General features: G+C 41.0%; 19 protein-coding genes. 6 read left to right on the top strand and 13 right to left on the bottom strand.

Annotation, left to right across the window (positions count from 1 at the left end; all coding sequences use genetic code 11):
• Positions 1-88 precede the first annotated feature (88 nt).
• Positions 89-820 carry a hypothetical protein gene (locus tag RM368_RS02565; protein WP_322692591.1) on the top strand — a complete coding sequence of 244 codons (732 nt, stop codon included), beginning with the start codon at positions 89-91 and terminating at the stop codon, positions 818-820.
• Between the two features lie 342 nt (positions 821-1,162).
• On the opposite strand, the gene RM368_RS02560 is transcribed toward RM368_RS02565, so the two are convergent.
• Complete coding sequence (locus RM368_RS02560; protein WP_322692590.1) at positions 1,163-1,681, bottom strand: DUF29 family protein; 519 nt, start codon at positions 1,679-1,681, stop codon at positions 1,163-1,165.
• 95 nt (positions 1,682-1,776) lie between these two features.
• A complete protein-coding gene (locus RM368_RS02555; RefSeq protein ID WP_322692589.1) occupies positions 1,777-2,400 on the bottom strand; it encodes a class I SAM-dependent methyltransferase in 624 nt (207 codons plus the stop codon).
• A gap of 93 nt (positions 2,401-2,493) precedes the next feature.
• Here RM368_RS02555 and hemH point away from each other — a divergent pair, with 93 nt between their 5' ends.
• Positions 2,494-3,660, top strand: coding sequence for a ferrochelatase (gene hemH, locus RM368_RS02550; protein ID WP_322692588.1), 1,167 nt, complete (start codon positions 2,494-2,496; stop codon positions 3,658-3,660).
• A 224-nt stretch (positions 3,661-3,884) separates the two neighbouring features.
• Here the strand turns inward: hemH and RM368_RS02545 are convergent, their stop codons facing one another.
• The 4 genes from RM368_RS02545 to RM368_RS02530 form a co-directional block, all read right to left on the bottom strand.
• Positions 3,885-4,424 (bottom strand): DUF4126 domain-containing protein, encoded by a 540-nt coding sequence (locus tag RM368_RS02545; RefSeq protein WP_322692587.1) that lies wholly within the window; start codon positions 4,422-4,424, stop codon positions 3,885-3,887.
• Between the two features lie 580 nt (positions 4,425-5,004).
• The gene (gene purB, locus RM368_RS02540; RefSeq protein WP_322692586.1) at positions 5,005-6,300 is read right to left on the bottom strand and encodes an adenylosuccinate lyase; all 1,296 of its coding nucleotides are present in this window, start codon (positions 6,298-6,300) and stop codon (positions 5,005-5,007) included.
• Positions 6,301-6,340: 40 nt separating this feature from the next.
• On the bottom strand, positions 6,341-6,892 hold the full coding sequence (locus RM368_RS02535) for a DUF421 domain-containing protein (RefSeq protein ID WP_322692585.1): 552 nt from the start codon (positions 6,890-6,892) through the stop codon (positions 6,341-6,343).
• A gap of 185 nt (positions 6,893-7,077) precedes the next feature.
• Positions 7,078-8,094: a YihY/virulence factor BrkB family protein gene (locus RM368_RS02530; RefSeq protein WP_322692584.1), complete on the bottom strand. Its 1,017-nt coding sequence runs from the start codon at positions 8,092-8,094 to the stop codon at positions 7,078-7,080.
• A 232-nt stretch (positions 8,095-8,326) separates the two neighbouring features.
• Between RM368_RS02530 and RM368_RS02525 the strand changes: the two genes are divergently transcribed.
• A complete protein-coding gene (locus RM368_RS02525; RefSeq protein WP_322692583.1) occupies positions 8,327-8,965 on the top strand; it encodes a type I restriction endonuclease in 639 nt (212 codons plus the stop codon).
• A 16-nt stretch (positions 8,966-8,981) separates the two neighbouring features.
• Here the strand turns inward: RM368_RS02525 and RM368_RS02520 are convergent, their stop codons facing one another.
• On the bottom strand, positions 8,982-10,511 hold the full coding sequence (locus RM368_RS02520; protein WP_322692582.1) for a YifB family Mg chelatase-like AAA ATPase: 1,530 nt from the start codon (positions 10,509-10,511) through the stop codon (positions 8,982-8,984).
• A gap of 549 nt (positions 10,512-11,060) precedes the next feature.
• Here RM368_RS02520 and RM368_RS02510 point away from each other — a divergent pair.
• Both RM368_RS02510 and RM368_RS02505 read left to right on the top strand, forming a co-directional pair.
• The gene (locus tag RM368_RS02510) at positions 11,061-14,333 is read left to right on the top strand and encodes an aminotransferase class I/II-fold pyridoxal phosphate-dependent enzyme (RefSeq protein WP_322692581.1); all 3,273 of its coding nucleotides are present in this window, start codon (positions 11,061-11,063) and stop codon (positions 14,331-14,333) included.
• Entirely contained in the window at positions 14,326-15,153 is an 828-nt protein-coding gene (locus RM368_RS02505; protein WP_322692580.1) for an SDR family oxidoreductase, read from the top strand. The genes RM368_RS02510 and RM368_RS02505 overlap by 8 nt, the downstream gene beginning before the upstream one ends.
• Before the next feature lie 150 nt (positions 15,154-15,303).
• On the opposite strand, the gene RM368_RS02500 is transcribed toward RM368_RS02505, so the two are convergent.
• The 3 genes from RM368_RS02500 to RM368_RS02490 are packed head-to-tail and all read right to left on the bottom strand — an operon-like array spanning position 15,304 to position 16,831.
• Positions 15,304-15,723, bottom strand: a complete 420-nt coding sequence (locus RM368_RS02500; protein WP_322692579.1) for a type II toxin-antitoxin system VapC family toxin — start codon at positions 15,721-15,723, stop codon at positions 15,304-15,306.
• On the bottom strand, positions 15,724-15,936 hold the full coding sequence (locus tag RM368_RS02495) for a hypothetical protein (protein WP_322692578.1): 213 nt from the start codon (positions 15,934-15,936) through the stop codon (positions 15,724-15,726).
• Between the two features lie 58 nt (positions 15,937-15,994).
• Positions 15,995-16,831 (bottom strand): abortive infection family protein, encoded by an 837-nt coding sequence (locus RM368_RS02490; protein ID WP_322692577.1) that lies wholly within the window; start codon positions 16,829-16,831, stop codon positions 15,995-15,997.
• Positions 16,832-17,152: 321 nt separating this feature from the next.
• On the opposite strand from RM368_RS02490, the gene RM368_RS02485 reads away from it, so the two are divergent.
• Positions 17,153-18,307, top strand: coding sequence for a glycosyltransferase (locus tag RM368_RS02485; protein WP_322692576.1), 1,155 nt, complete (start codon positions 17,153-17,155; stop codon positions 18,305-18,307).
• 42 nt (positions 18,308-18,349) lie between these two features.
• Here the strand turns inward: RM368_RS02485 and RM368_RS02480 are convergent, their stop codons facing one another.
• From RM368_RS02480 to RM368_RS02470, 3 genes are all read right to left on the bottom strand, one after another.
• Positions 18,350-19,660, bottom strand: a complete 1,311-nt coding sequence (locus RM368_RS02480) for a hypothetical protein (RefSeq protein ID WP_322692575.1) — start codon at positions 19,658-19,660, stop codon at positions 18,350-18,352.
• A gap of 13 nt (positions 19,661-19,673) precedes the next feature.
• Positions 19,674-21,485 (bottom strand): fatty acyl-AMP ligase, encoded by a 1,812-nt coding sequence (locus tag RM368_RS02475; RefSeq protein WP_322692574.1) that lies wholly within the window; start codon positions 21,483-21,485, stop codon positions 19,674-19,676.
• A 211-nt stretch (positions 21,486-21,696) separates the two neighbouring features.
• Positions 21,697-22,461 carry an aspartyl/asparaginyl beta-hydroxylase domain-containing protein gene (locus RM368_RS02470; RefSeq protein ID WP_322692573.1) on the bottom strand — a complete coding sequence of 255 codons (765 nt, stop codon included), beginning with the start codon at positions 22,459-22,461 and terminating at the stop codon, positions 21,697-21,699.
• Positions 22,462-22,472 lie beyond the last annotated feature (11 nt).

The following is a 22,472-nucleotide window of genomic DNA, read 5'->3' as shown; positions in this document are numbered from 1 at the left end:
TTTTGGGATCTCAAGGGCATTACACCTAACTCATAATTTGTATATTTAATGATTTGTTATAAATTGAGTATTTAATAAAAATTACTATATGAATCAACCACCCTCTTCACCGAATGCCAATCAACCAACTTCTTTACAGACACCTAAAAGGTCTGCATTAACTCAATTTTTTAAAGCAAATCATTGGAAAGAAATAACAACATTAACCCTAAGTTTAATAGGTGCATTTGCTTGGCTTTCTCCCTATGTATATGAACAATTCAAAAAGCCACAAGTAGAAGGTAAATTGATTAGTCTTTCATCTGTTCTAAACACAAGTTTTTCTTCCGAGGAAGGTGAAGTAGAAGGGATTGGATACTACCCCAGGATTGGTTTTACATCAGTCAATGGGAACTTTCCCGTTAAGAAAGTCGAAGTATTTATAACTTTTGAGGGTGATAAAAATAAATATCAAGGTGTCGTAATATCTGCAAGAGAATTAGGACGTGGAGTAAAAATAACACCGGATGGAAAGAAAATATCTAGAATTTTACAAGTTCCTCCTACAGAGCATGTAAGGTCGATGGTTGTTCTCCAACCTAGTCAAGTACAAATAGTATTTGTACCTTTCATTGTCGCAAGAAAATATGCTCCTTTTACTGAAATGGAATTTCATGTCTATGATTTCGAGAATAATCATAGTAGCTTTGTAATTTCTAAACAAGATATAGATAGTAGAAGTATTTTATTAGATGACCAATATTGGCATGATGCACCAGAGGAAAAATCAAATAAATTTAAAGTACAACCTGTTTTAAAAGGCGAATCAAAGACACCATAAAGCAGCCAAAAATATTACGATCATCATTTTTTATATATTTATATCTCCGCTAATGCGAATTTAAGTGAAGCGTTTTCTTACCTGTCACACTACTCCTTTTAAAGATTACTTCATGATAATAAAAAATAGTTTTAGTAGGTGCTGTAAGTACTATTAACCCAAGTTGCGGTTATCAAAATCCGGGTGCTTTTCATCCAAAAATTAGTGCAACCGCCAATGAAAAATCGTGGTTGCGCGTAGCGCAACCACGATTTTTAGGGATTGAAACTAACAAGCCATCGGGATGAATTATGGCACAACATTGCAATTCATCAAAATCCCTATTAGGGATTGAAACACTCCTCAACCCCGATTTATCCAATCTTCTCCACCAGCTAACTGACTAAGACGATCATCCATAATCGCTGATAATTCTTTTGGCGAATAAGTATATGTTAAAGCCAGTAAACTAGTTGCTGTACTTAAAATCTGGCTTTTATCTAGCATCGCAGACAACTGAGAGCGAGTAAATTTACCGTTCATCACTTCATCACTGGCATCAGCGATCGCATCTTCAATCACATCCTCTTCTATCAAATTCTCCCACTCACATAAATTAATATAGTAAGATTTTTTATTATCTTTGATATTAAGACTTTTAATTTCTCTGATTGAATTACGAATAGAACTTGCCCAGGAACCAGTTAATAGTTGTTCTACTTGGTTCTTAATCAAATGAATCAGCAGAATCCTTAAATAAACTCGGATATTCCGCATAATAGCTTGTTTACTCATTCCCTCAAATTCGTCTACAATTGCTAAAGCATCTGTATAACGTCCTTCCAAAATACTCTTTTTGAGGTCTATTAGTTCCTGCGTCATTTTTTCACCGCCTATCTGCTTAAGTACTATAAAAAAATCACCCATACTTTATTAATAGCAGAGTCTCTTAGCTGCCATTAATAAAGTAGTATTGTTCATTTATTCGCCTGTATCACTTGCAAACTCCCACCTGCATATAAAGTAGACTTACTGACTTTAAAGCCAGTCTTAGCTAACAACTCAGCTAAATCAGTTTTCAGTAATTCCCAAGCCGTTTCCGTCTCAAACAACAACAAAAACACCGATATCCCAGGCCAAAATATCGGATTTGTCGGAGCGTGAAAATCCACCAACGTAAACACCCCTCCCGGCTTCAGCACCCGATAAACTTCCTTAATAATTTTTCGTAATTGCTGAGGCTGCATCTCGTGTAATGCAACGCTGGTATGCACCACATCAAACAAATTATCTGCAAATGGCATCTCTTCAGCAAAAGCTTCTATGTATGAAGCTTTCGGTACATTTAACCGCGCCCGTTGCAAAGACTTGGGTGAAGCATCCAATCCTATTACGTTTTGTGAAGTTTTTACTAAAAACTCCGTCGTTTGGCCACTACCACAACATAAATCTAAAACCTGAGAATCTGAGTGAATTGTTAAGCCTTGCAAAGCAAATTGCCGAAAACGGGCTTCACCACCTACACTTAAGGCTGCTAAACGAGAGATACCATCATAGAACCACTGATAGCGGTAACTCCAATCTCTTAAAATTGTTGCCATTGCATATTTCCTTGCTATTAAGCTTTATATTTAATAAAGATATATTGTTAACATTAGTAAAAAACCTGAAAAGATTGGGGGAAAGTAACTGCTATGGGTCGTGTAGGCGTCTTATTACTCAATCTCGGTGGCCCTGATAAGCTAGAAGATGTCGGGCCGTTTTTGTACAATCTATTTTCCGATCCGGAAATTATTCGCCTACCATTTCGCTGGTTGCAAAAGCCCCTAGCTTGGTTTATTGCCACACGGCGAACCAGAACATCTCAAGAAAATTATAAGCAAATCGGTGGTGGTTCCCCATTGCGGCGGATTACAGAAGCCCAAGGGGAAGCTCTAAAAGAACAGTTAGATTCTTTGGGGCAAGAAGTTAATATCTACGTGGGAATGCGTTATTGGCATCCCTATACAGAAGAGGCGATCGCACAAATTACCCAAGATCGGGTAGAACACCTGGTAATATTACCACTATATCCCCAGTTTTCTATCAGCACCAGTGGTTCCAGCTTCCGGCTTTTAGACAAGCTTTGGCGAGAAGATCCAAAACTTCAACCGATTGATTACACCGTTATTCCTTCTTGGTACAAACAACCGGGCTATCTTCAAGCAATGGCGCAACTCATAGCCCAAGAACTTGAGCAATTTCCCAACCCGGATGAGGTTCATATATTCTTCAGCGCTCATGGCGTTCCGAAAAGCTACGTTGAAGAAGCAGGCGACCCTTACCAGGCGGAAATTGAAGAATGTACTGCGTTGATTATGCAGACTCTCAATCGACCCAATGCCCACACCTTAGCTTACCAAAGTCGTGTCGGGCCAGTAGAATGGCTGCAACCCTATACTGAAGATGCCCTCAAAGAACTAGGCGCGCAAGGCGTGAAAGATTTGGTTGTTGTGCCAATTAGTTTTGTCTCAGAGCATATCGAGACACTACAAGAAATTGATATTGAGTATCGAGAAGTAGCCGAAGAATCAGGAATTCACAACTTCCGCCGCGTACCTGCTCCTAATACCCATCCAGTATTTATTAATGCACTAGCCGAATTAGTGATTGATGCGCTGAGAAACCCCAGTTTCAAGCTTTCGCAAGCTGCTCAAATGAAAAAAATGGTCAAAATGTACCCTCAAGAGCGTTGGGAATGGGGTCTGACAACTAGTGCTGAAGTATGGAATGGTCGGATTGCAATGCTGGGTTTTATTGCTTTAATCGTAGAGCTGATTACCGGTCACGGCTTCTTGCACATGATTGGGCTTTTGCAGTAAATGAAAAGAGTTGGGAGTTAAGAGTTAAGAGTTAGGAGTTGGGTGGGAGTTGGGTGGGAGTTGGGAGTTAGGAGTTGGGAGTTTTTAATTTTTCTTGCTAACTCTTCACTTTTAACTTCTATCTTCATTCCTAACTTCTCACTTTTAACTCCTAACTTTTCTTTTTCTCGCTAATTCTTCACTTTTAACTTCTATCTTCATTCCTAACTTCTCACTTTTAACTCCTAACTTTTTAGCCGATACCAGTCATACCACTGTTTAGCACTACGAACTGCAAACCAAAGCAGTATTAAAGCAATTACTCCTCCTTGCCAAGGAGCATCAAAGGCAAATAGTACTAGAGCAATGCACAAGGTATCTTGAAGGAAGACTGCCCACAAAGGTAAGCCACGTAACCGATAGAACCAACCAATTTGGACGAGCTGGAGTACCAAAGCTAATAAACCTCCAATTATGGCAATCAGCCAGTTTGGGGTTGCTGTTGCTGTAGCTACTGCTAACCCCATAATTGCGCCTACAAGGGGAGACATGAATAACTGAACCACTTGGAGCAATCTTTGCCCCCAAAGCTTTTTTGAGGCTAATAATTCAATTAATGACCAACTGGTGAGGCAACATAATAATATTGGTGGAGAAATGTGAGATAAGATTGGGACTTGTGACCACAAGTTGCTACCCTGCAATAATCCAATAATTAGCAAAGGTATACCTATTCTCATTCCTGCTGCCGCAGAGGCAGAAAGTGTGGCTAGGATTTCAATCATCAAAGCACTCGTAGTATTAATAAATAAGCAAGTATTTGTAATGTATACTACCCAGTGCTAGCAATAATTCGAGCATCAAACAGATTGCAATATTAAATATTGTTGGTATCTTTATATAATAGAATTCAGGCGCAGTTTTTCTTGACAGGCTCATCCTAAACATTAGACCTCTTGCAAAAGTAACTTTTGCACTCTTGCGGGAAAAGGGACTCATCTTTATTGGGGAAAGGTTTTTTTATTCCTTTTTCCATAAAATTTAGCTCTTGTGGGGTGGGCCGGAAAGCCCGCCCGGACGTGTGAGGACACCCATCCCACAAGAAAATTTATTGCAAACATTTTTGCAAGAGACTCCATGAGCTGCGCTCACAAGGAACAATGAAAATGTCTTTTCCTCCTGCCTCCTGCCTTATTTTCAAGGCAGTTCTTGAGTAGAAACAAGCGTGAAATCAAGGCTTTTAGCAATCAACATTGTCCTAACCTATATAGCTACGGCTATATATCTTTTTTGATGATATCTGCATATTTTTGGGGTAATTTACTTATAGTAAGCGCCTAAACGCCTACTACAAGTAAATTAATCTTAAATACCTAATCGTTGGTAAACTTCTTCTAAATGCCGCAGATGTTGCTGGGGATCAAAACAAACCTCTAGTTCTGCTGGAGACAACTTTTGGGTAACACGCGGATCTTTGCTAATCAAGTCTTGGAAGTTTCCTTCTGGCTGATTCCAAGCGGCGTGAGCGCTTTCTTGAACGATCGCATAAGCTTCTTCTCGGCTGCTTCCCTTGTCTATCAAAGCTAGTAACACTTTTTGGCTGAACACAACGCCACCGTAACAGTTGAGATTGCGTTTCATGTTCTCAGGATAGACCAACAAGTTTTTCACCAAATCGGTTATTTCTGACAACATAAAATGCGTCAACGTACAAGCATCTGGCAAAATTACCCGTTCTACAGAACTGTGAGAAATGTCTCGCTCATGCCATAAAGCAACGTCTTCTAAAGCTGCACCAGCATGACTTCTGACGAGTCGTGCCATTCCCGTCAGTCGTTCCGAACGGATGGGGTTGCGCTTGTGTGGCATGGCTGAGGAGCCTTTTTGACCTTTGGCGAAAAATTCTTCAACTTCTAAAACGTCTGTTTTTTGGAGATTGCGAATTTCTACAGCAAAGCGTTCAATGGTTGCGGCTACCAAAGCTAATTGTTGCACGTAGTCAGCGTGGCGATCGCGGGAAATAACTTGAGTTGAGGCTGTATCGGGTTCGAGTCCGAGTTTTTGACAAGCGATCGCTTCTACGCGCGGTTCAATATTCGCGTATGTTCCCACTGCACCAGAAATTTTACCCACCGCAATAGTTTTGCGGAGTATTCTCAGGCGTTCTTGGTGTCGCAACACTTCTGCTAACCAACCAGCTAGTTTAAAACCAAAAGTAATCGGTTCAGCGTGAATACCGTGCGATCGGCCAGCCATTACTGTATGACGATGTTCCCGTGCTTTTTGGCGAATTACCTGAATCAAATCTTCCAGACGTTGCAATAATATATCCAGACTGGCAACTAATTGCAGTGCTAAAGCTGTATCCAAAACATCCGAACTAGTTAGACCCAAGTGAATGTAGCGTCCGGCATCACCAACATATTCATTGACATTTGTCAAAAAAGCAATGACATCGTGGCGGACTACAGCCTCAATTTCCAACACCCGCTTTGGATCAAAATCTGCCTTGGCCTTAATTTCCTCAACCGCCTCAGATGGAATGTAACCAAGTTCAGCTTGAGCCTCACAAACAGCAATTTCGACTTGCAGCCAAGTTTTTAGTTTATAGGCTTCACTCCACAGATTAGCCATTTCGGGCAAAGTATAACGCTCAATCACAGTTCGGCACAGAATACAACCGTCATATTTTACAGTTTAATTAATGTAGATCGCTTTTTAACGTTACTTTTTGCTCAGAGACGGAAGCAGTTTTTGAATCCGACATGATAATACTAATCCTGCCATCAGCTTCCATATAGGCGAACTTCACATCAGCTAAAAATTCCACACCTTGCTGACGTAACTTGCTCATTAACTCATCATCTGTAATTAACTCTCGTTGCAGATGGCGTTCAATCATCCGACCGTTTTTTACCAATAGCAGCGGTGGCGGATTCAGGAAACGTTGGAACTGGGGAATTTTGTAACCCAACCAGTTCAGCAAGTAACTCCAAAAAATCACTGTTCCTACTAGGATAGCACCTTCAGTAATTGATGTGTAATTACTTGCCATAGCATTTTGAGCAGCTTCCGCAAATAATACAACTACGAGTAAATCAGTAATTCCTAGTGTTCCTAATTGTCGGCTAGGAAGTAGGCGTAGCACTGAGAACAGCGCTAAATAGACTAGCGATCCGCGGATAATCAACTCAAAGATGCTGATGCTAGGAATAAAAATTGCTTGCCAATTGATAAAAAACCATTTTTCCATTAGTACTGATTTTCTTCCTTGTTCAATGGGCTTCTGGAAAAAATCCAGTATAAAAAAAGTCAGAATTCAGAATTACTGAATACTTTATTCATATCCTATGGCAAGAATAACTAATTACTTGGATGGGATATTAGATACTTCAATATCTATCAGATTTATCAATATAAATCTCCAGTAATTAAAGATTAAAAACGCTGATTGTTTCTTCTCTTTTTTAAGCGTTTAGGCTTCCTAAAATACTGAAAAAAGCGATTAATAAAGCGAGAAGATGGCTTCTTCTTATTCGATACTTGTTCTGTTGGCGCCTTGCCATTATAGTTTGTGTTATCAGATACATGTATAGCATTTTTAGTTGGGACTATGCCGCTGCCATGCCTTCGGGAATAAACTTGAGTAAATTCTGCACCGAAGAAAAGAATTTGTGCGGCATAGTTAACCCAAGCTAAAATCACCACCAGTGAACCAGCAGCACCATAGGTCGAGCCAAAACTACCATTACCTAAATATTGTCCTAATAAAAATCTCCCAATAGAGAACAAAACTGAGGTGATAGACGCTCCAATTAAAACATCACTCCATGCAATTTTGACATCTGGTAGAACTTTAAAAATTAGTCCAAACAGTACTGTAGTTATTGCAAAAGAGATGACTAAATTAGCAATCTGCCAGATGAAATCGAAACCTGGCAATAAGTTACTAAAGTATGTTACTAAGGTCGCTAATATCGTACTAATTACGAGAGAAACTAAAAGTAAAAAGCCAATTCCAATCACCATTGCAAAGGACAAAACGCGGAGGCGAATCATGTTATTTATGCCACGTCCAGGTTTGGGTTTCACTTCCCAAATCGTGTTCATGGCATCTTGCAACTCAGTAAATAAGCCTGTAGCGCCCAATAGCAAAACTAGGACACTAATAATCGAAGCGATCGCTCCTGTCTTTGGTTGGTTAGCATTTTGGATGGCTGTTTCGAGAAACTTGGCGCCATCTACCCCGACTAAACCTTGAATTTGCCCGACAATTTGACCTCTTGCCGCTTCCTCTCCAAATACTGCACCTGCGATCGCAATTACAATAATTAGCAACGGTGCAATGGAAAAAATCGTGTAATAAGCTAACGCCGCCGCTAACCGCGAGGCTTTATCGTCACTCCATTCTTTGAATGTCTCTTGTAGTAACTTCCAAATTTCTTGCAAATTCATCCAATCAGTCTCCTTGTAAGGGATGTTGCTTAGTCCCTGCTATATTGGATACTGATTTGCTGAGTTACGGCATCCCCCCAAGGGTGTTTGTGAAGCGTCCTTGGGGAGGAATTTAGAATTTTATAGTGATATGACAATGCGATGTCTAAGGGCGGGCGTAGCTGCGGCGCTAATTGGCGATAATAAAGATGCGCTGATGTTGATATAGCAAAGTAATTTTTACCTAGAAGCAATGACACAGACCGCAGCAATTACAGAAGCGATTACCACTCTAGAGGATGCAGAAAATCGATTTGGTTTTGTCCGTGTTGAAAACGAGCAATTTTTCCCAGAGTGGTATGAGGGATTGTCTGAAATTACAGAAGCGGAAAAAGCTTCTGTGGATGTCGTGCGTCGCAGGTATCTTTATCACCGTGCCGGAGGTGATTTACTAGAAGGGACAGTCATATTGTTGGTGTCACCAATACTTGCACTCTCTGGATTTTACGATCCTCCTTTCAGAATTAAGGCTGAATCACCCGTGGAACTAATTCTGGATGATGGCGAGGAGACACTGCGTGGACGGATTGATGTTTTAGTGTTGCAAGATCGGTTATGGGTAATGGTGTTGGAGTCGAAAAAAACCACACTTTCAGTTTGGTCGGCTGTACCGCAAGCTCTAGCTTATATGATGGTTAACCCCAATCCCAATAAACCTGTGTTTGGGATGGTGACGAATGGAGACGATATTTTATTTATCAAAGTGACGCAAACAAATACACCACAGTATGATTTGTCAAGAGTTTTTGCTCCCTTTACATCCGCGAGAGAACTGTACGCCATTTTGCAAATTCTCAAGCGTATTGGTCAGTTAATTTCTCCTACGTCTTAGCGTTCCCTTTTCCCTTTTATTGCATTCTATCTATCGTGCGATACTGAATCGCTTCCGCTACATGATTGGTTTGTAGCTCATCTTCTCCTGCTAAATCTGCAATAGTCCGTGCTACTTTGAGAATGCGATCGCTTGCTCTTGCCGATAAACCTAATTTTCTAATTGCTGCTTCTAATAAATTGCGACTTCCATCATCTAACTTGCACCATTTTTGCAGATGACTACTCTGCATTTGGGCATTGCAACGCAGATTTGCTTCTTTTTGAAAACGAGTAATTGCGCGATCGCGTGCTTCTTGTACTCGTTGACGCACCGATGTTGATGCTTCCCCCGTCGGTTGTTGAGTAATTTCTTCTGGTTTCAAGCGATTCACCGCCACTTGTAAATCAATCCGATCCATCAACGGCCCGGAAAGTTTTGCCCAATATTGCTCGCGTTGCCGAAGAGAACAAGTACACTGTTGGATAGTATCGCCATAGTAACCGCAAGGACAGGGGTTGGTACTCGCTACCAAAGTAAACTGTGCGGGAAAAACAACTGATAATTTGGTGCGGGAAATCGTCACAAAACCATCTTCTAAAGGTTGACGCAGAAACTCTAAAACATCACGTTTAAATTCTGTCAATTCGTCCAAGAATAAGATCCCATTGTGGGATAATGATATTTCGCCAGGACGAGGGAAACTACCACCGCCTACAAGAGAAGGCCCGGATGCCGAGTGGTGGGGACTGCGAAAAGGGCGATCGCGTACCAATTTACCACGATTTTTTAATAAACCAGCTACCGAATGAATGCGAGTCACTTCCAAAGATTCGGCAAAGCTCAATGGCGGTAAAATTCCCGGTAAGCGCCTTGCTAACATCGTCTTCCCACTACCGGGCGGCCCGACAAAAATTAAATTATGCCCACCAGCCGCAGCAATTTCTAAAGCACGACGCCCATGAGCTTGTCCTTTGACATCATGCAAATCTGTGCCAGGGTAGGATACTGTTGTTGTCTGTGTTGTACTATCTATCTGCACAGGTTTGTAACGCCCCGGATTATTTAAAAAATCCACCACCTCAGACAGATGTTTGCAGCCGTAAACAGTTAAATCTTCAACCACTGCCGCTTCTTGGGCATTATCAGCAGGGAGAACTAAACCTGCAATTCCCATCTTTTGCGCTGCTGCTGCGATCGGTAATACACCAGCCACGGGACGTAAACTGCCATCCAAAGAGACCTCGCCCAAAAATAGATAATCCCCCAACAAATCAGCGCTAACTTGCTCAGAAGCCGCCAAAATTCCTACACTAATAGGCAAATCGAAACAGGGGCCTTCTTTGCGCAAATCTGCCGGGGTTAAATTAATTACTATCTTTCGCATCGGAAAGGCAAAGCCAGTATTTTTCAAAGTTGCTTTGACTCTTTCTCTGGATTCTTGAATCGCTGAATCTGGAAGTCCCAAGACAATAATTCCCGGTAATCCCCCTGACACATCGACTTCCACGCCGACTTTGACGGCATCGATGCCCACAATTGATGCACTCCAGACTCTAGCAAGCATTGCTTATATAACAGTAAACCAATAGACATCTCTAGCAGATGAGTTGATAAATTGTCATTAGTGAAACCACATAGACGATTTTTTGGAATTAAGGCTAGTTGGCTTATGAATGGCTGGGGCCAGTGATGTTTGCTGGTGCTTTGGTACTGCTGTCGCTGGGGTATCCGGTGGCTTTTTCTTTGGGTGGCGTGGCAATTTTATGAGGTAGTGTTTCGACTACGCTCAACAACCAAAGAGGATTTGATTTGTTTCTTCCATCTATAACAGAAGCGAGCGCGTCCGTAAACAGCTTTCATCAGTCTCAGCATCATCTGACCAAGTTTTCGTGAGTAGAGCATTGGTTATCGCTCTTTGCTGCTTTCTTCATAAGCGTATTTAACCGCTTTTTCTAATTCTTCTTGACTCTTTTTTATTTCAACTTGTAATCTTAAATCCATCACTCTGAAACCAAATTTACCATTGTTGATAATTTAGCGCAGCTTCATAGAGAAATGGTATTAGTGTAATAGTTGATTTTGTTTACACCTAGTTGTTAAATTGATAATCATAATGCTCGAATTTCAAACTAAATCTAATTTATTTGGACAGGAAAGAACACTGATAGATTTGCTATACCAAAGGGCTAAAAACCAACCGCATCAACCAGCTTACATATTTCTTCAAGATGGTGAAATAGAAACTAACCGTCTAACCTACCAGGAATTGGAAAATAAAGTAAAGGCGATCGCGGCTGATCTCCAATCGTTCTCTTCACTAGGAGATAGAGCTTTGCTACTTTACCCACCTGGATTAGACTTTATCGCAGGCTTCTTCGCCTGTCTGTATGCAGGGATTGTTGCCGTTCCCGCCTATCCACCCAAACGAAATCAAAAACTATCTCGATTGCAAGCGATTATTCGAGACGCTCAAGCTACCTTGTTATTAACCACCGCAGATATGTTCCAAGTAATTGAGCAATATGGAACAAATGAACCGACATTTAAACAGTTGCATTGGGTTTTAACCGATCGAATAGTAACTTCTTCCCACGACTTTACCCCTGTAGCGGTGGAATCCAACACCCTAGCTTTATTACAATACACCTCTGGTTCAACTGGTACTCCCAAGGGAGTCATGGTTTCCCACGGCAATTTGATCCACAACTGCGCCGCCATCGGTCAATTCTTTGAAAAAAAACCCGATATTGGATTCTCTTGGTTACCGCCCTACCATGACATGGGATTAATCGGAGGTATACTCCAACCTCTATCTGCGGGATTTCCTTTAATATTCATGCCACCATTGGCATTTCTGCAAAACCCGATGCGTTGGCTAAAGGGAATCTCAACTTACAAGGTAACAGTGAGTCCAGCGCCTAACTTTGCTTACGATCTCTGCGTGCAAAATATTAAGCCAGAGCAATTAGACAACCTCGATCTCAGCAGTTGGGAAATTGCCCTCAATGGTGCCGAACCGATTCGAGCCGAAACTATAGAGTCTTTTACCAAGCTATTTTCGCCCTACGGATTTCGCCCCAGTAGCTTTAAAACCTGCTATGGAATGGCAGAGACAACCCTGCTAGTAACTGGAGTGAAGAAAGCAGAAGTACCGACCATCAAGGTTTGCGATGCCAAGGTTTTAGAGCAAAACCAAGTAGTTAGCTGCGATCGCGATCGCCTTTATCGGAAATTAGTTAGTTGCGGTCATCCTTGGTTAAAGCAAATTGTAGCGATCGCCAATCCAGTTTCATTAACAAAATGCGAAGCAGGACAAGTGGGAGAAATCTGGGTTGCTGGTGAGAGTGTCACACAGGGATATTGGAATCGATCTGAGGAAACTCAGAAAACATTTGGTGCTTATCTGGCTGATACGGGAGAGGGGCCGTTTTTGCGAACCGGAGATTTAGGTTTTTGGGAGGATGAAGCTGGGTTATTTATTACGGGTCGTCTCAAGGATTTGTTGGTAATTCGAGGACGAAATCATTATCCTCAAGACATTGAACAAACAGTGGAAATTAGTCATCCAGGGTTAGCCTTTCACGGTAGTGCAGCCTTTACTGTGGAAATGGCTGGAAGCGATTGCTTGATTGTTGTTTCTGAAGTGAAGCGAACTTATCTACGGAATCTCAATGTTGACGAGGTTGTGAAAGTCATTAGAAAAGAAGTATTAAGAGAACACGATCTACAAGTTTATCGAGTTTTGCTGCTCAAACCCGGAACTCTCCCCAAAACCTCCAGTGGCAAGATTCAGCGCCTTATCTGTCGGGAGAATTTATTAGCGGGTAATTTGTCATCGATAAACTCAGAATCGACAGATATTCCTCTTCACCTCAACAAGTATGCCCAGCCCTATAGTGTAGAGTCAATCCAAGATTGGATATCCCAGTGGCTAGCTGCAAAATTGCATATTCCCATACAATCTATTGACCAAAAGGAATCTTTTGAAACCTATGGTTTGGATTCTATTCAAGTAGCAAAATTTATTCAAGACTTGGAGGCTTGGTCAGGTTATTTACTCAACATTTCTACACTGCAAACATTTGGAGCGATCGCCACTTTAGCCCAATATCTCACTAAAGAACTCGCTCACCACAATCACCAGCCTTTAACTCAAATTCCACCTGAACATTATCAATTTGAGTGCTTTCCAGAATATGCACAACTCCAGCAACGGTTAATCCAAATTCAAACTCTGGAAATCCCCAATCCTTATTTTCAGATGCAGGAATCCCTAACTAGGGATTGCACTCAAGTTCAGGGACGTACACTGATTAATTATTCCACTTACAACTATTTGGGCTTATCAGGAGATCCGGCAGTTTCCGCAGCAGCTAAAGATGCGATCGATCGCTATGGTACATCGGTTGGTGCTAGCCGTTTGGCATCAGGTGAACGTCTTCTACATCAAGAACTAGAACAAGAAATTGCCGAGTTTCTTGGCGTAGAAGACTGCATTGTTTACGTTAGCGGTCATGCAACCAACGTTACTACCATTGGACACCTGTTTAACTCCCAGGATTTAATCTTTTATGATGCCCTGAGTCACAATAGTATTTTGCAAGGCTGCGCTTTATCCAGTGCGAAGACTGTGCCTTTTCCCCACAATGATTGGCAAGCTCTAGATCAGATGTTGCAAGACCAACGTCAACACTATCGGCGAGTTCTGATTGTCATTGAAGGCATTTACAGCATGGATGGGGATATCCCGGACTTGCCCCGGTTTATTGAACTGAAGCAACGCCACAAAGCTTTACTCATGGTAGACGAAGCCCATTCTATTGGCGTACTGGGTCAGCAAGGACGGGGTATTGGTGAGTTTTTTGGTGTGCAACCAGCGAATGTCGATCTATGGATGGGAACTCTCAGTAAAGCTTTTGCCAGTTGTGGGGGATATATTGCCGGGTCTAAAGCCTTGGTGAATTATTTAAAATATACTGCCCCTGGTTTTGTTTACAGTGTGGGATTATCCCCCGCCAATACCGCCGCCGCCTTAACAGCCTTGCGTTTACTTAAAGCCCAACCCACACGAGTTAAAATTTTACAACAGCGCTCGCAATACTTTTTAAAACAGGCTAAAGCTAAAGGTTGGAATACAGCCACAAGCCAAAATTCTCCAATTATTCCCATTGTGGTGGGGAATTCTTTAACCTGTATTCAGCTTTCTCATCTTCTTTTTCAAGCAGGTATTAACGTTCAACCAATCATTTATCCAGCTGTTGCCAATCATGCCGCACGTCTGCGATTTTTTATCAGTTGTCTTCACACAGAAGAACAAATTAACACTACAATCGCAGCCTTGGCGATCGCATTTACCCAAGTACCTAATAGCATAGAAGATGTATAAACACGCAATTATTACTGGTGGCTCCAGTGGTATTGGGAAAGCGATCGCTAAACTTCTGGTGCAATCTGGTAGTAGTATCTCTATCATTGCTCGCACTCAGACTCAGCTCAACTCTACCAAAGCAGAACTCGAAACCTTTAAAACCGATCCCAATCAGCAAATATTAGTTATTTCCGCAGATGTATCTGAACGCGAACAAGTGGAAAATGCGATCGCATCTGCCATTATTCAGCTAGATGTACCGGACTTATTGATTACCTCTGCGGGGATTGCCCATCCAGGGTATTTCGCCGAACTACCTGTGACGATTTTTGAACAAACAATGGCGATCAATTACTTTGGGACTCTTTATAGTATTAAGGCTGTCTTACCCAGCATGATGCACCAGGGAAAAGGTCATATTGTCGTAATTTCTTCGGGAGTCGGATTGATTGGTTTATACGGTTATACGCCATATAGTCCCAGTAAATTTGCTGTGCGAGGATTAGCTGAGTCGCTGCGGGGCGAACTCAAAACCGCAGGTATCCACATTTCCATTGTTTACCCACCAGATACCGATACGCCTCAATTGGCAGCCGAAAATAAAACAAAGCCAATGGAAACCAAACTGATTACCCAATCCGCCCAAACCATGACAGCCGAGAAAGTCGCCTTTGATATCTTACTGAGAGTAAAACGAAAAGTGTTTGCAATTACACCAGGAATAGAAATGTCTTTACTGTTGCAGTTTCACAGTTTTTTTGCACCGATATTGCAATGGTATTTTGACCGTGTTGTGTGGCGATCGCGCAATATCAAGAAAGGCGATAATAATGAGTAATTGATAATAATTTTATAGTTTTTTTAATACATTAAATGAGTGGAAAATATTAACAATATTACCGACTAAGTTGAGCTACCGCCGATAATTTCTGCTTGATGCCATCGGCTCCAACAGGATCGTTGTACTGCTGGCAAAAAGCTACCATTTTCATGTCCAGTCCTCAATGGATAAACCTGCAATTTGTCCAAAATCAGAGCTGTTCCGAGTCAACACAACTGCTTGATTCACCAGCGCAACCGATGCAATTTTTAAATCCATCGTGCCAAGTCGTAGATACGTTTTCCTGAGACGTTGAAACTCTTGAGCAGCTTGTTCATTAAATTCCAGAATCGGGATCGCGCAGTAATTTGCTAGTTGTCGCCTTAACTGTTTGTACGCTTCAACCTGCTGTTCCACAGTCTGAGCTTTCGCTACATAACTCAACCACCCCCGCATTTGTTCCTCGTAGCTAATGATGCTCACCGCTACTTGAGTGGAACTGACGTTTGCCAGTCTTTGCATCAGGCGTTGAGCTTGAACTCCTCCACGATCTAAAACACTGAGATGATCAGTATCGAAAATGTACATCTACTCATCGGATGCCTGTATAGAACTTGGGCGCAGAGAGTCACGATACTCACGCCCCAACCGCATTGCCTCATCATAAGCTGAGTTGTCAGCAAATGTTCCAGCAATTTGCTCCCACCAGGGTATAGAAGATGAATTGGATTCTACCTTGTTTTTAAGCAGTGCCACTTCAGCTTCTAAATTGGCTACCCGTTCCTCTAACTGTTCTGGCATTGGCAACAAACCTCATTTGAACTCTAATTTTATTTTGCTCGTGCGCTGTGCCGAAGTGTTAGGTTGCGCTGTTTTTCTTCTTCTGCATTTGATACTCCTTCGTTTCAAATAAAAAGTCACACAGCGTTTTAGCCGAATTAACTGCTAACCTTGCATGATACTCCAATGGTTTATAGGAAATGACATGAGAATCACTCATCGTATTTCGCAAAGTAGCCAAGCCAGAAATTATGCTTGTTAGCCCTGAGAGAATTTGCTGCAAACATTCTGCAAGATTTTCCTGACCTGGAGAAAGATTCAAATGTTTTTGAACCCTCCTATAAAGCTTTGGAAGGTTTCCATCATATTCTGGTGGATTAATATCAAACTCTTTTTCAATTGCAGATAAGACTGTTTCAACGAAAGATCGTGCGTTAGTTATTGCTCCATCAAAGTCGCCTTCAGTAAGTTTTTTGTCACATTTTTTAATTTGCTCGTCAATAAAAATGTGTGTTATCTCAACCGAATTATTGTAGGGATGTGACAAATTAATTTGAGAGCCACCTAGCTGGTAAACTTCCCACTTCTTACCCGCAGGTCGCAATTGATAGTTATCAAATTCAATAAATTGGTTGAAGTGTTCAACCGCAGCATTTATACTGTGTTCTTTTCCAAGAAAATGACGAGGATCAAATGTGGCAATCACTATATTTTTCATGGTTGGCGTGTCATTGAACTCACGCAACTTCTCTTCGGCGTAATACCAACGAGAAGGAAAACCACTACCGTATATATTCTCTAAACCAAATTCATTAAAAAACAAAACGAGTTGTGAACCAGAGCGATAGGGTGAAAGCTTTGCATCACCAGTGATAATAGAGCCGAGCGCTGATATTGTTTGTTCTGATATCTTCACACTTCAACCCACCTTGAGTGCCATACTGATAATTTTAAAGTACTGTCATTACCAAAGAATAAGCCACTTAACTAGTTATTATACAAGACCTTTCCGCATAACTCCTCAGTGTAGGGTAGTAATATAGAATTGTCTCCGTAACATCCCTTTTCGGACATTATACAGAAGTTTTCCGCATAGCTGACCAATTGTGGATATCGTCCAGAATAATTCCGAATATCAACCTTTAAAAATTCGCGTAAGCATAGCCCGTCGGAGACATCGCTTGCACGTCATAAGTTACCGCGTCAACAAATCCCACAGTTACAATTTGGATGAATTATGAGTGATGAAAAAACCTTTTCACTGCATATTTTTACACTCAATGCAGGTGGAGGGCACTACGCTACCCTAAAAGCCTTAAGTGCGATCGCCGAGCAACAAAAACGACCTTGGCAAATCACTGTAACAGATATCGGTCAACTATCAGAGCCGCTAGACCCTTATAAAAAGCTATTCGGTTCAGACGGTAATGAACTTTACAACGAGATGATCGGTGCAGATTGGACATGGCTACATCCAGTGATGATGTTTTTTGATAAGTTTTTTATTCGCCTGTTGCATCCCATTGGTGTTAAATTGGGCGAACAACATTGGCGACAGCAACTTCCCCCTGATTTAGTCATTTCTTTAATTCCCCTCTATAACCGAGCAATTTGGGACAGTCTGCAACGAGTTAAAGTCAACACTCCAATGGTTACAATCATGACTGACTTTGCAGATAGTCCTCCCCATTTCTGGATAGAACCTAAAACTAAAAGTTACTTAATCTGCGGAACCGATCGCGCCACTGAGCAAGCACGTTCTTTAGATGTATCAGAAGAACACATTATGCAAACTTCAGGAATGATTGTACATCCTACTTTTTATCAACCTATGTCTGAAGATAACCGTGTAGAAAGACAGCGTTTAGGATTAGATCCAGACCGAGTAACGGGAATTGTTTTGTTTGGAGGAAAAGGTTGTACAACAATGCTCAACATTGCCCAACATTTAGATTGTATCAGCGATCGAGTGCAGTTGATTTTTTTATGCGGTTATAATCAAAAACTTGCCCAAGCATTACAAAAACGCCCAACTTCATTAAGGCAACACGTACAAGGTTTTACTGATGAAGTGCCATATTTTATGAGTCTAGCCGATTTTTTTATTGGCAAACCTGGTTCTGTCAGTATTAGTGAAGCGATGGTCATGAATTTACCTGTGATTGTCGAACACAATTCTTCAACACTCATCAATGAAAAATACAATGCTGAGTGGATATTAGAAAAACAAGTTGGTATGGCAATTAAAAGCTTTCGCCAGATTGTTCCAGCCGTTGAGGAACTTTTAAAATCTGAGAATTGGCTTCGCTACAAGGCGAATCTTGCAGCTATTCAAAACCAAGCTGTATTTGAAGTTCCTGATATTTTACAGCGTATTATTGATACCAAGTAAAAGCTATCTTCTATCAATAAATAAAAACAGGCACGATATTACTTAACTCTCAAGCGATCGCAATAATATCCTACACAAGTTTGCCCTTTGTTCTTCAAAGGTAGATGGATACTTTTTGAGTAAGGCATCGATACGATTTTGGTAGAGTTCTTTTTCATCTAGCAAACGTCTTATTTTCAAATTCAAATCCTGGCGATCGCTAAAGCACTCACCTAATTGATATTTTTCGACAAAGCTAATAGCTCCTCTATCGTTAGCTGCTGCTTTTTTGGGAAGCAGCAATGGTGTACGAGCAAGCATTGCTTCTAATAAAATACCTGCTGAAGGACGAGCCAGAATAATATCTACAGCAGACATCCATTCATCAAGATTATCTACAAAACCTAGCATTCGCGTCTCACACACTGTAGGTGTTCGCACTTTGCAATTTTGCTTTTGTCCAGCTATCTGCTCGATTTTTATCCGTAGATTCTCATCCCTACCACAAGCCACAATCACAACTAATGAGTCTATAAATAGGTTTTGTAAACATTTCAGGTATTTTACACAAAAGTTGCCGCCAAAACTACCACTAACAATCAAAATGCAAGTATCAGTCGCGGATAGCTCAAAGCGATCGCGCAGTTTTTTTCGCTCTCTAATTTGAAAATGCTTGGTTTCACGCAGAGGGCCAATTATCTCGCAACGAGCCTGATTTTGGGGTTTGTAATCTCTATCTATATTTCGATAAATTCTATTCTGTGGATAGCAAATCACAAAATCATAAAGGTATCTACCAATAAATTGGATCTGCTCAGATAATCTAGTATAACGGGTTAACTTATAAGACCAATAAGTAAGTGTAAAGGGGAAACTCTGTACAGCATTCGCAGTTTCTGGAAAATAGCAAATATGGGTAGCATTTGGGTAAACTAAATCTATAAAAATAGACAAATCTGTAATTACGAGAAAAAAGGGGATTTGCTTTTCTTTAGCCCAACTACCCAAGCATTTACCAGCAGTATCGGCAGTGCAAATTAGAATATCTGGTGCAATTTGGTCTAAAGTCTGGTGCATGGCTGCAACTGAGCTAACCTCACCAATTGGCAATAAAATCAAGCGCATCAAATAATTAATTAATATATCCGCCAACTCGATCCAGTTATGGCGCATAAATAAATTCCACGCACTAACCCAGGCTTTTGTCAATAGTTCGCTCAAAGGGTCTTGCAGTAATTCAGTTATAGTGTAGTTGATGATTTCAAAATTACCATTCTGTAAGATTTCCTTGGTGAGAATATTAGCCATAACTTCATGACCCATTCCCGATCGCTCATAGACAATCAAAATTTTAATTTTGGCGGCATCAGACATATAATTTGTGCGTTCAAGCTTCTTCAATCCCTGGTAAACTAGTCAAATCAGTCGGATCTAATCGCTCCGATATCGGGCAGAACCATTGTTCAACAACCGTTAGCGTACCTGCTAAAAACCGATCTCGACAGCGACGGCGTTGTACTTTGCCGCTTTGGGTTTTAGGAAGAGTAGCAGGTTTTAAAAGTGCGATCGCATAAACTTCGACTAAATGCTGCATCACCATAGTTTGCCGAATCGCACCAATTATCTCTGCAATCTGCTCGGAATTTAATTTGCGGAGCGCTTGGCGATCGATTTCTTGAGCAATTACTAGTCTTTCTTCTCCCTCTACATCTACGGAAAAAGCAGCACTGGCATTAACTGATAAAGCTGGATGGCTATTTTCTGAGGTTTGCTCCAGAGTTTGAGGATAGAAATTGCGTCCCCAAAAAATCATCATGTCTTTGAGACGACCAGTAATAAATAGTTGGTCATCATGAATAAAACCTAAATCTCCAGTTCTTAAAAAGGGGCCATCATTACTATCTGCCAAATAACTTTGAAAAGTTTGCTCGCTTTCTTCAAGGCGATGCCAATAACTGCGACTCAGCCCAGCGCCTTGCACCCAAATTTCACCGACACCATCAGGTAAACAAGGACTCTTAGTCTTTGGGTTGACAATTATCACTCGGTTTCCCGGCCACGGATGACCGCAACTAATCAGCATTCGCGCCCCAGGTTGCCCTTCTGTTACGGTAACTACTCGATTCTGTTCTAAGGCTTTTTCATCTACAAACTGAATGGCTGATAGCTCTTTTACAAAACCTCCAGAGATCCCCAAAGTTGCTTCTGCCATACCATAGGATAAATAAAATGCTTCTCGTCGAAAGCCATAAGGTGCAAATAAGGCTGTAAACTTTTCCAAAGTTTCAGGTCGTATAGGTTCAGCCGCATTCCCGGCAATTTCCCAACTACTCAAATCGAGATTTGGGATTTGTTCTGGTTTAACTCTTTGAACGCAGAGATCGTAGATAAAATTAGGGCCGCCACTGATGGTTGCTTTATGGGTTGAAATTGCTTTGAGCCAACGACTGGGGTTTTGAAAAACGGCTATTGGTGACATTAAAGCAGTACAAGCTCCAGCATAAATGGTTAGCATAATGCCAGCGACCAAACCCATGTCATGGGTTAAAGGCAACCAATTCACTCCTCGAAAATCAAAAGTAGGAAATATCTGCTGAAAATTGGCGCAGTTTTGCAACACATTGCCGTGGGAAATTGTCACTGCTTTCGGAATACCTGTGGAACCAGAGGTGTATTGAAAATAAGCGATCGCATCACGATCGATTTCTCTCTTTTGCCAGTTAAAGCTAGCATCTAAAGAAATTCGATCCGTGGCTATCCAAGACAGTTGTGGACGATCCAAAGATTCAGCCAACCACCCTAACCATGAATCCTGTAACTTATCTATGAGTGCGGCAGAAGTCAGAGCAATACCCACTTGACATTCCTGGATGCGAAAGCCAAAATCTACCCATTCTTCTGGATTTTGAGGTGGTCTTGTCGGTATAGCGATCGCGCCAGCATAGAAGCAGCCAAACAAGGCTGCAATAAACTCCAGAGAGGCGTTGAACGGATAAACTAATAAAACGCGATGGCCAACCGAAGTCACAGACTCAAGACTAGCAGCAATAGCACGAACTTGGCGATCGAGGGCTTGATATGTAAGGCTGTCTGACTCTATTTCTCCATCCTTAAGAAATGTGAAAACTTGATTATCGGGTTGTTTTTGAGCGCGATCGCTCAGGAGTTCAATTAGGGATTTAAAAGAATTAGATAACACTTTAACGAAACTTTTCTACTAGAGAGCAACGTCAGAAAATATAATCTTTACAAACATACCTTATATCTTTTCTCTAGATATATTAAATAATATTGCTTAGTTGGCTAAACAGTATTTGCAGCTTACGCCCATCAACTCTAATATGATAACCCAAACCTTCTTTCTAAATAATGCAAATTCACTATGCCCATCACAAATGCTTTTCAATAACTTACCCTAATTTATTCTCCCATTTGATGAAGTTATTTTTTCCACTTTGGACGTAAGGAGACCAAGAAATTAACTTCACGAGCGCTTGATTAAGGAGTGAGAAAGGAAAAGGCATAGGTCGGATGAAATCTAAAAATAAAATCACCCTAATTTCATCTGTATCGTTCCAAACTTCATGATAAAATGTATCATCAAAAATCAAGCTTTTTCCTTCTTCCCAATAACGAAAATCTTCACCAACCCGAATTTTACAGTCTATTTTGTTTTCAGGAACTTTTAGGGCTAGGTGATATCTAACCACGCCTTTGTATGGGCCTCGATGTTCTGGAATATGTTTGTGAGGTAATAAAATAGAAAAGAATGCCGTTTTCATTCCAGGAATTTGTTCAACGAGCCGAGTTGTTTCAGGACATCTGTGACAATTTTTTTCGGCTTTAATTCCATAGGCAAACAAAAAGTAAGTCTTCCAGCGATCGTCAGAGGTAATACTTACTTGATCGGTTGAAATATCTTGAAAATTGGGGATATTATCTAGCTGATTTAATAGCAGATTCATCTCATCCCTAATTCTCATCCAGTTTGCTTCTACATTCTCAACCCAGCTAAAATCTTGAGAATTAAAAAATGTTGAATTGCCAATTAGAGAGTATTCACCAATCAGACTTTCTAAACTTCGTAATAGTTTTTCACCGTACTTTAAGAAAAAATCCCGAAATCGAGATTTTTTTCGCAAGTAAGATTCATTAATTTCTTGAGGTGAAATCATTAGTTTATCTC

It is taken from the genome of Nostoc sp. DedSLP03 (assembly GCF_034530815.1).
Classification (GTDB): Bacteria; Cyanobacteriota; Cyanobacteriia; order Cyanobacteriales; family Nostocaceae; genus Nostoc.
Note: the sequence above shows the minus strand (reverse complement) of the source record. Positions and strands in the feature narration are given on the sequence as shown.